This window comes from Pseudoalteromonas sp. S1727 (assembly GCF_005886375.1).
GTDB lineage: Bacteria > Pseudomonadota > Gammaproteobacteria > Enterobacterales > Alteromonadaceae > Pseudoalteromonas > Pseudoalteromonas haloplanktis.
In genome coordinates this window covers 1-899 of the sequence record NZ_PNDT01000236.1, presented here as the reverse complement: position 1 = coordinate 899, position 899 = coordinate 1, and the positions used below count along the sequence as shown (strand labels likewise).

The following is an 899-nucleotide window of genomic DNA, read 5'->3' as shown; positions in this document are numbered from 1 at the left end:
TCTTTAGGTGGGCGTATCAGACCCATTATAGAGTCACCAGTACGCATACTAAAACGACGAATTTGGCTAGGTGATATATAAATGTCATCAGGGCCAGCTAGGTAAGAGGCTTCTGATGATCTTAAGAAACCAAAACCATCCTGTAAGATTTCTAGTACACCACCGCCAAAAATATTCTCTCCACTTTTGGCGTGGGCTTTAAGGATAGCAAAGATAATATCTTGCTTTCTTAAGCGGGCTACGTTTTCGAGCCCCATGGACTCAGCTAAGTCTACAAGTTCTTTGATCGACTTGTCTTTTAATTCGCGTAAATGCATATTGGTGGGTTCTTTATTACAGTTATCATGCTCATATAATCGAAATTGATTAGTGAGAGAGGTTCGTTGGTAAACTAAGGATTAGTTGGCTTTATAAACTAGCAGGTCACTGGCTAGGCGTCCAGTCTTTATACAAAAAAAATGTAAAAAAAGGGCAAAAAGCCCTTTTTTTCATCTGCATTTAGATGTTGTTTTCTAAAAACTCAACTAATTGAGTTTTAGAAAGTGCACCAACTTTAGTTGCTGCTACTTGGCCTTCTTTAAAAAGAAGTAGTGTAGGGATGCCGCGAATACCAAACTTAGGTGGTGTGCCAGCATTTTGGTCGATATTTAATTTACCGATCACAACACGGCCATCAAATTCATCTGCTACTTCATTAAGAATTGGTGCGATCATTTTACATGGTCCACACCATTCTGCCCAAAAATCAACTAATACAGGCTTGTCTGATTGTAATACGTCAGCCTCAAAGCCGTCGTCAGTTAATTGAATAATTTTCTCGCTCATTGCGCTCTCCGATAAGTTAGGCGAATTATTTAATGCGTATTTAAACACTCTTGTTTCTTATTGCAAGTTTAAAC

Annotated in this window: 2 protein-coding genes; both read right to left on the bottom strand. The window is 38.6% G+C overall.

Going from position 1 to position 899, the window contains the following annotated elements; translation table 11 throughout:
* Positions 1-317 (bottom strand): Rho termination factor N-terminal domain-containing protein (locus CWB85_RS21815; protein WP_212748249.1); only part of this gene is annotated, 317 nt, incomplete at its 3' end.
* A 181-nt stretch (positions 318-498) separates the two neighbouring features.
* Positions 499-825: a thioredoxin TrxA gene (gene trxA / locus CWB85_RS21810; protein WP_029216246.1), complete on the bottom strand. Its 327-nt coding sequence runs from the start codon at positions 823-825 to the stop codon at positions 499-501.
* Between the last annotated feature and the right edge of the window lie 74 nt (positions 826-899).